Origin of the sequence: Vibrio sp. Isolate22 (genome assembly GCF_022398115.1) — a bacterium.
Taxonomy (GTDB): domain Bacteria; phylum Pseudomonadota; class Gammaproteobacteria; order Enterobacterales; family Vibrionaceae; genus Vibrio.
This window is the reverse complement of sequence record NZ_JAKEUW010000102.1, coordinates 1-7,813: the sequence shown is the minus strand read 5'-3', so window position 1 is coordinate 7,813 and position 7,813 is coordinate 1. Positions and strand designations below refer to the sequence as shown.

General features: G+C 41.5%; 7 protein-coding genes, 1 pseudogene and 1 riboswitch. Of the genes and pseudogenes, 2 read left to right on the top strand and 6 right to left on the bottom strand.

Annotated features, from left to right (window positions below; all coding sequences use genetic code 11):
• The 4 genes and pseudogenes from L1D55_RS26350 to L1D55_RS26335 all read right to left on the bottom strand — a co-directional run.
• Positions 1-136, bottom strand: a pseudogene (locus L1D55_RS26350) (IS5/IS1182 family transposase); the annotation flags it as partial.
• A gap of 241 nt (positions 137-377) precedes the next feature.
• Entirely contained in the window at positions 378-839 is a 462-nt protein-coding gene (locus L1D55_RS26345; RefSeq protein WP_239919429.1) for a hypothetical protein, read from the bottom strand.
• The gene (locus tag L1D55_RS26340) at positions 836-1,642 is read right to left on the bottom strand and encodes a winged helix-turn-helix domain-containing protein (protein WP_239919428.1); all 807 of its coding nucleotides are present in this window, start codon (positions 1,640-1,642) and stop codon (positions 836-838) included. The genes L1D55_RS26345 and L1D55_RS26340 overlap by 4 nt, the downstream gene beginning before the upstream one ends.
• Positions 1,643-2,035: 393 nt before the next feature.
• On the bottom strand, positions 2,036-3,406 hold the full coding sequence (locus L1D55_RS26335) for a sodium:alanine symporter family protein (RefSeq protein WP_239919427.1): 1,371 nt from the start codon (positions 3,404-3,406) through the stop codon (positions 2,036-2,038).
• A gap of 129 nt (positions 3,407-3,535) precedes the next feature.
• A riboswitch (glycine riboswitch) is annotated at positions 3,536-3,655 on the bottom strand.
• 529 nt (positions 3,656-4,184) lie between these two features.
• Between L1D55_RS26335 and L1D55_RS26330 the strand changes: the two genes are divergently transcribed.
• Positions 4,185-4,919: a chromosome partitioning protein ParA gene (locus L1D55_RS26330; protein WP_239919426.1), complete on the top strand. Its 735-nt coding sequence runs from the start codon at positions 4,185-4,187 to the stop codon at positions 4,917-4,919.
• Between the two features lie 301 nt (positions 4,920-5,220).
• Positions 5,221-5,406 (top strand): hypothetical protein, encoded by a 186-nt coding sequence (locus L1D55_RS26325; protein ID WP_128160319.1) that lies wholly within the window; start codon positions 5,221-5,223, stop codon positions 5,404-5,406.
• An 88-nt stretch (positions 5,407-5,494) separates the two neighbouring features.
• Here L1D55_RS26325 and L1D55_RS26320 read toward each other — a convergent pair whose 3' ends face one another.
• Both L1D55_RS26320 and L1D55_RS26315 read right to left on the bottom strand, forming a co-directional pair.
• Entirely contained in the window at positions 5,495-7,036 is a 1,542-nt protein-coding gene (locus tag L1D55_RS26320) for an alanine/glycine:cation symporter family protein (RefSeq protein WP_105024814.1), read from the bottom strand.
• 510 nt (positions 7,037-7,546) lie between these two features.
• On the bottom strand, positions 7,547-7,813 hold a 267-nt coding region (locus L1D55_RS26315; RefSeq protein WP_239919425.1), incomplete at its 5' end, for a transposase.

Genomic DNA, 7,813 nt, shown 5'->3' with positions numbered 1-7,813 from the left:
TCCCGCGCTTATTCTGTTTGCTTTGCGCCCACCCGCTTATTGCTTCTTCATCAATCCAAAAGGTCAGAGAACCACGGTTAATGAGTGATTGGTTGTATTGCTTCCAGTTGGTTGTTTTGTAACGAGGCTTAGGCATAGGACTACGAGAGAGAGTGGAGGTAGCTGCTCAGATCGTAGGTTCTGGATTTAGTTCCATTGAATTACGCAACAAAGCCAATTTAATCCAGTGTTTTAAACATTTGATTAATTGAATGCTCAGAAACAAGAGATGTTTATTGATGCAGTAATAAATATAACCATCCGTTTTTTATGTGTAATATTCAGAACGGTGTTAATTAAAACGAAGTAAATTCAGCTGGTGGCCAAACGGAGGTAAATTATCGTTTAGCCAAAAGTTGTGTTCTTCCTGTATTACATGTTCGAATGATGGCAAATAAATCATTTGAACTTAATATATCAACCTTCAATGTTAAAGGGTCATTGTTGATAAGTAGGTAGGGCGACAATAAGTTGTCATTCATGGTTTTATTTATTTTTTGCACGGAGACTAAGTCGATAGTGCCAGCTATTGAAAAGAATAGGGATTGAGAAGGACCAGCTTCTCCTCTAAATCGAAGAACAATCGGGTCGGGCATATTGTCATCTTGGACGGACATAAGATGCAGAACCTTGTTATCACTTATTTTGGTGAGCCCATCGGTTCGTAACACATTTCCATCTAACACAAGATCTACCACGCTATGTTGATAACGGTGCTCTTCTTGGGGAGGAGGAGAAGGGATACTCCATATGCCAATCAATAACGCTAGCGAGGAAAACAGAGCTACAAATGGTATCATAATTGGCCTCTCTTTAGGAATAATTCTATCTCTTGACTGGCTCGATCTAATTGCGTGGCTGTGTAAAAGATATTGATGGACTGACGTGTTGTCTTGTTGAGCATGGAGAGTTCTGAATAGCCGGGTTCATCGCTGATGTAGGCCACACAATCGCATTGATATTTGTAGAGAATAGCCTCGAGTTCTGGGCTCAGGGACATCTCTGTTTCCTGAAAAACTTGTACCTGCCCAACCCACTGTTCATTAAGTCGGTTAAAGGGAGTGATATCACCAAGGCTTTTATCGTGAACCTTAGCGAAAGCCAATAGTGCCGAAGACAGAAGCAAACAACCCGTTATGAAGTAACACAGCCTGTTTTTGTATAAGTTAACTTGAGAGTAGGCAAGTGAAGTCAATTTGGATTCGGGTGTATCGTTGCTCGTAATAGAGGTTGCAATATCACGTTGACCGAGCGGGACTTGCTCGCTCACCGGTGTGAGGGGAATCGTGACTTCGCTTTGTGGTTGCGAGTCAATAAAGACGCATTCATCAATAAGTCGGTAACCGACCTTTGGCACCGTGACGATGGGTGTTTCTCTGATGCCAAGCTTAACGAATCCTTGGCGAAGTAAGCTGATACACTTCGCCAGTGACGTATCCCCAATGAACTCGCTTCCCCATGCGAAACTAATAATATCTTGCTTGTTCACAATCTCGGGCGAGTTTTTAAGTAATAACTCTAAAACGCGAGTCTCACGATATCCTATTTTAATAGAACGTTCATCGTTATAAATACGGTTTTTAATCGGGTCGAATCTGATCATATAGCCAACGTTTTATTTTTATTATAATTCTCTCAACAATTTAGATGACTATAAACTGACTATTATATGAATTAAAGTCACATGTTTTATTCTGGTGTGTTTTTGAGTGGTTAAAACAAAAGCGTTCCTTATTTTTTTATGAAAGAAACTCTGCCATTTAGTCATAATCTGTTAAATATAATTAACATCTAATTAAGTGTTGGTTTTATTAGTGAGCTTTTAATTAGAGAGTTTTGGGTTAATCTTTACCTATAAATTAATTAGAACAGTGGTCTAATTAAAATCTTATTTTATTTTGTGGGTATACGATAGTAATAATTTAGTCAGTTTAAGTATCGAATGGATATAAAAAAGCCCGCATTTGAATGCGGGCTTGTGTTCAATCAATTCTGATTATGCTTTTACAGCTTCACAATCGTTTGAAGACGTTAAAGGTTTGAAGAACAGCTTTGTTTCTTCGATAACCACGTGGCGTAGCAAGATAAGGCCGATTAGGTTTGGAATTGCCATCAGGCCGTTCACGATGTCTGCCATTATCCAGATCATGTCGAGCTTCAAGAATGCACCAGAAGCCACCAACGCAATGAAGATGATCTTGTAAGGTAGGACAGCTTTAGTACCCAGCAAGAAAACAACACAGCGCTCGCCGTAGTAGTTCCAACCTAAAATCGTAGTAAACGCAAAGAAGATTAGACCAACAGAAACCAGCATAGGGCCAAGCGTGTCTGCATTCAGACCAACAGCAAATGCATGAGTGGTCATTGCAGCACCAGAAAGGTCAGTCTGCCAAGCGCCGGTTAAGATAAGCGCCAAACCTGTCATCGTACAAATGATGATGGTGTCGAAGAAAGTACCTGTCATAGAGACAAGACCTTGCTTCACACATGAATCTGTTTTTGCAGCCGCCGCAGCCATGGGTGCACTACCTAAACCAGATTCGTTAGAGAACACACCACGAGCAATGCCTGATTGGATTGCCAGCATGATACTCGCACCAAAGAAGCCACCGGTTGCAGCGGTATTGGTGAACGCAGAGGTAACAACAAGAGTAACGGCATTCAGCAGTTGATCTGCATTGGAAACCAGAACGCTTAAACATGCGACGATGTACATAACCGCCATAGTTGGAACGACTTTTCCAGCCACTTTAGCGATAGATTGAATACCACCAAGTGTAACAACTGCCACTAACACTGTTAGTACGACCGCTGACATTTCGCGTGAAGCACCAAATGAGATTTCTGTAGCATCTAAAATCGCATTTACTTGTGGAAAGGTACCAATACCAAAACAGGCTACGCCTAAAGCGAATACAGCGAACATTACCGCCAAGATTTTTGAGCCCACTCCGTATTGCAGGTAGTACATTGGGCCCCCAACCATCTCACCATTGCTATCGGTTCTGCGGTATTTTACGGCTAGTAGACATTCAGCGTATTTAGTCGCCATGCCAAATAACGCGGCAAGCCACATCCAAAATAGGGCACCGGGGCCGCCAATCTTGATCGCGGTCGCTACACCAACAATGTTACCTGTACCAATAGTTGCTGAAAGCGCGGTACACAAAGCGGCAAAACTTGATACGTCACCCGTACCGGACTTGTCTTTGCTGAACACCACTTTTATCGCGGTTGGGAGGTGTCTAAACTGGAGTAAGCCTAAGCGAAAAGTAAAGTAGATACCTGTACCCACTAGCAGAATAAGCAGTGGTGGTCCCCAAACGAATTGGTTGATGGTTTGTAGTGTAGCTTGTAGGTGGTTCATAGATTCCCCTTAATAAATTAAAAATTTAAGGAGAAGAGGGAAGGCAGTGCAGATCGCAGGGATCGGTAGCACCACTTAATACATACGGATTTCTAGATAGAATTCTTTTGTTAATTAAGGCTTGTTGCTTTCCACTCCTCTGTCCTTTTGCCTGAGAGTTTCACTTAGCGAATCACTGTTAGATAAGTGATGGGCACTAAGCTTGCTCCTTCGGCGACCGATTGAACGGTTCTCTCCAGAGGTTCCTCCAACGACAGTCCTCACTTTTCCGGATTTCTCCAGCATAAAGCACCTGAAAGATTTACTTCTTCGGCGGGTCAATCTAACTAAATGTTAATATTTAGTTAAAAACCACTCTCCTGCAGTCTTCATTGGAACAATTACCTGACTGATCAGGTAATCTGTAGGCGTATCCTAGATCATATAAATTGTGATGTCAGCTACAAAATATCTGTTTGAACAAATGTTGTTCAACTAAATGATCAAACAACGCGACTCTGACGTAACTTGCTTATTTAAATGGTATAAAATAGAGAAACAAGGAGGAGTTATGACTCGACTAATAGCGATTGTTTTTTTATTGGCGTTGGCATTTGTACTGTTTCGTTATAGGACAAACGAAAAAGTACAAAAATGGGTGGTGATAGTTATCGTTAGTAGCTTCCTTTTGTATACTGCCAGCCTAATGATTTCGGAATTAACTCGTTAGCACTGTTTGATATAACTTAACCATCCAGTGACCGCGTAACGTTTAACATATTTTTGGGAGTACCCGCTAGTGAACCAGCAACCTGGACAAAGCGAACAAGATGAAGTGGTTGTTATTGAAGAACGCGATAAGCGCAGTCAGCTCTATATCGGTATCGCTGCCGTTATTAGTTTGGCTCTTGGTGGCTTGATTGGTTCTACAGTGACAGCTTCGAAGTGGGAATCCACTTATCAGGTACTCGAAGCTCGTTATCAAGAATTGAGTGAAAGCAAAACACAGTTGGTGTCTTCTGTTGAAGCGAAAGTGGCGGAAGTTGATACTGAAATTGATGCTAAGGTTGAAGCGGCTTTGGCCGAGCAAGCAGAAGCGCATCAAAAAGAACTTCAAGATCTTGCTAAGCAATCTGCCGTGTTAGAGAAAGCAAATTACTCACTAGAGCAGCAGTTAAACGAGCAGAAACAGACATTAGATAAAACAGAGCAAGATAACCAGAAGCTAAACCGTCAGGCAGATATGCAGTCGACTTTGTTTGAGCGTTCTCGCGAGCTTTTCCGCAAAGAATTACAGATTTCTCAAGAGCTAGAAAAGCTTGAGAAAGAAAGGGATACCATTGAGCAGAACCTAGGATCATTGAAGAAAGCGTGTGATGTTTTCTTAGATGGTACGTCTTGGGACGCGAAGTCTGACGCTTGTGAGAAGCAAGATAACGCAAATTCTCGTCTCAGCGACATCAGACAAATGATTGAGGTTCACACCATGGATCTTGAGCAAATCAAAGCCCTAACTGAAGAGATGGGTTTGTAGGTTAAACACTAAGTTATCACTCTTTAATTTTAAACACCCACATCATGCAAATGGTGTGGGTGTTTTTTGTTGGTGCTAGGTGGTGAGAAGAATGTGTCTCTCTACTAAGAATACTTGCATCTACCTCTCCGCCATTTGTGATTGGTGCTTCATAGTTAACAGTTTTATGTGACTAGTTGAGTATTTGGTGACTTTGCACGCATATTTATAGACATTGTCAGCCTCATAGTGGTTCTGTTCTAGGATGAACACGCGGCCTGTTGTTCTTTGGTCAGGTCATTACGATGGGGAGGGATAGACCATGAATGAATATCAGTGTGAGAATTGCACCGTAGCTTATTGCTTTGATGACTGTAACTCGTCATTAGCGCAACGAGATATGGTTGATGTGGAAGAGGCGGTTGAACGTATACAAGTATGCCAAGATCCTGAGCAGCGTGAACAGGAAAATTTAGGTACAAAAAATCCCTACAAGCAAAGCTGGTAGGGATTTTTATTAAGCTATTGTCCTGTTCTCGCTTTCTCAAGCAAAGGGTATTACCAAAGTTTTTAGAACAGTGTTAATTAGCGAGTGATTACTTTTCGTAGGTTTTGATTTCACCTGATTTCACACGAGCAACGAATGATTGCAGTTCTTTCTTAACAACAGGCATCAAGAAGTAAAGACCTAGGATGTTAAAGATAGACATTGCAAAGATAGCTGCATCAGAGAAGTCGATTACCGCACCAAATTGGATTGTTGCGCCAATTACAACGAACACACAGAACATCACTTTGAAAACCAGTTCCGTAGCCTTTCCTTCACCGAATAGGTAAGTCCATGCTTTAAGACCGTAGTACGACCAAGAAATCATAGTAGAAAATGCAAACATGATAACGGCTAGTGCTAATGTGTATTTGAAGAAACCTGCAGTTTCAGTGAACGATGCCGCAGTTAGAGTTACACCTGTTAAACCTGAACCATCGAATGGACCTGTGTTCAAGCCAGCGATAGTGATAACCAATGCAGTCATAGTACAAATGATTACTGTATCAACGAACGGTTCTAGCAGTGACACTAGGCCTTCAGTGATTGGCTCTTTTGTTTTAACTGCTGAGTGAGCAATAGCCGCAGAACCAACACCCGCTTCGTTCGAGAAGGTAGCACGTTTCAAACCTTGAATTAACGCACCAATGAAGCCACCAACGACACCTTCACCAGTGAATGCACCTGTAAAGATTGCGCTGAATGCAGGACCAACTTGATCTAGGTTAGAACCGATAACAACTACAGCCATACCGATATATAGTGCAGCCATCCAAGGAACTACTTTTTCCGTTACTGATGCGATAGAAGGCATACCACCAACAATCACAGAGAAAACAAGAGCAGCTAGTACAAGACCAGTGATAACACCGTACTCACTTGGGATATCAAAGGCATACGTTAGCATTGCATGAGCTTGGTTAGCTTGGAACATGTTACCGCCACCCAGTGAACCTAAGATACACATGAGTGCGAAACCGATAGCCAGTACTTTACCCAGTCCGCCTAAACCTCTTTCACTAAGGCCTTGGCTGAGGTAGTACATAGGACCACCCGAAACAACACCTGACGGCAAGATAGTTCGGTATTTAACGCCTAAAGTACACTCACAGAATTTAGAAGCCATCCCTAGAAGACCACACAAAATCATCCAGAATGTTGCACCTGGACCACCGATCGCAAGGGCTGCACCAACGCCGGCAATATTACCTAGGCCCACGGTTCCTGACAAAGCAGTGGTAAGTGCTTGAAAGTGAGAAACCTCACCATCTTCTTTCGATTTAGGGTCGGTGTACTTACCTTTAATGATATCGATAGCCATACCGACACGTTTAAATTGAACGAAACCAAAATAAACTGTGAAGACCATAGCTGCGAGTAATAGCCAGCCAACAATGATAGGGAAATTAGCTTCACCTACCGGTACACTTTTAAATATTAATCCAACGAACCATCCTGTGTATTCGTTGAAAAATCCATCAACACTTTGACTCAAATTGCTAATAGCTTGATTAAATGATCCTTCTTCTGCAAATGCACTGGAACTAAACAATAATATAAACCCAAAAAATAATTCTCTTATGTTTTTCATGGTTTTCCCTGTCTTTTTATTAAATTATGTTTGTTTCTGTTGTGTTTGTTTATATTTCAATAGCTTAGTTATCTCTTCGGTAGCGACAAAATGCTCTGTAGCCAAGTCGAAATGCGAAATAAATATAACTATTAATCACGTTTTATATGGATATCCTTTCGGCACGTGCACCATTAAGACTATGATATTCGGCTTACCACGTCTTATTGATAACCCTATACATAAAACGAATGACGTCAAAGAAGTTTTTTACAATAAATTTACAATTATTCGTGTTTTGTCGTCTTTTGGGAATAAGTCGATGATTTTTGAGTTGGAAAAAGCATATAAAAGAGCAAGGCTCACAGCATGAATGGTCTCATGTAGCGTCTGTAACTATGTTTGAAACGGCTTTTGATAAACCTGAGCTGTGATGTTGTTGTCTAAATAGACTAAATCAGGAAACGTGGGTTGGTGGTGACTGGTCGTAAGAACTTAGGGCTGTTTAAGTTTTGAGGTAATAAAAAAGGTTCATCGCGGCTTTCCGGGGAAAGCCGCTTTTATCTTCAAGAAGAAGTAGTCTGTATCTCGATACCCATACCCCATTCGCTTGATTAACTTTATTTTGTTGTTTATCCCTTCCAATGTGCAGGTGTTGAGCGGATAACTTGCCGATCCAATAATACCGTGAAGATAAGGCCTCAGTTTTCGTGCGAACTCTTTCAATGGCTTAATTCCACTTTCTTGCACTTGTGCCCACCATACCTCACTTTCTTGCACTTGTGCCCACCATACCTC

Coding starts and splice junctions, on each gene's coding strand:
- L1D55_RS26345 (WP_239919429.1), bottom strand. CDS start 839: ATGATACCATTTGTAGCTCTGTTTTCCTCGCTAGCGTTATTGATTGGC.
- L1D55_RS26340 (WP_239919428.1), bottom strand. CDS start 1,642: ATGATCAGATTCGACCCGATTAAAAACCGTATTTATAACGATGAACGT.
- L1D55_RS26335 (WP_239919427.1), bottom strand. CDS start 3,406: ATGAACCACCTACAAGCTACACTACAAACCATCAACCAATTCGTTTGG.
- L1D55_RS26325 (WP_128160319.1), top strand. CDS start 5,221: ATGAATGAATATCAGTGTGAGAATTGCACCGTAGCTTATTGCTTTGAT.
- L1D55_RS26320 (WP_105024814.1), bottom strand. CDS start 7,036: ATGAAAAACATAAGAGAATTATTTTTTGGGTTTATATTATTGTTTAGT.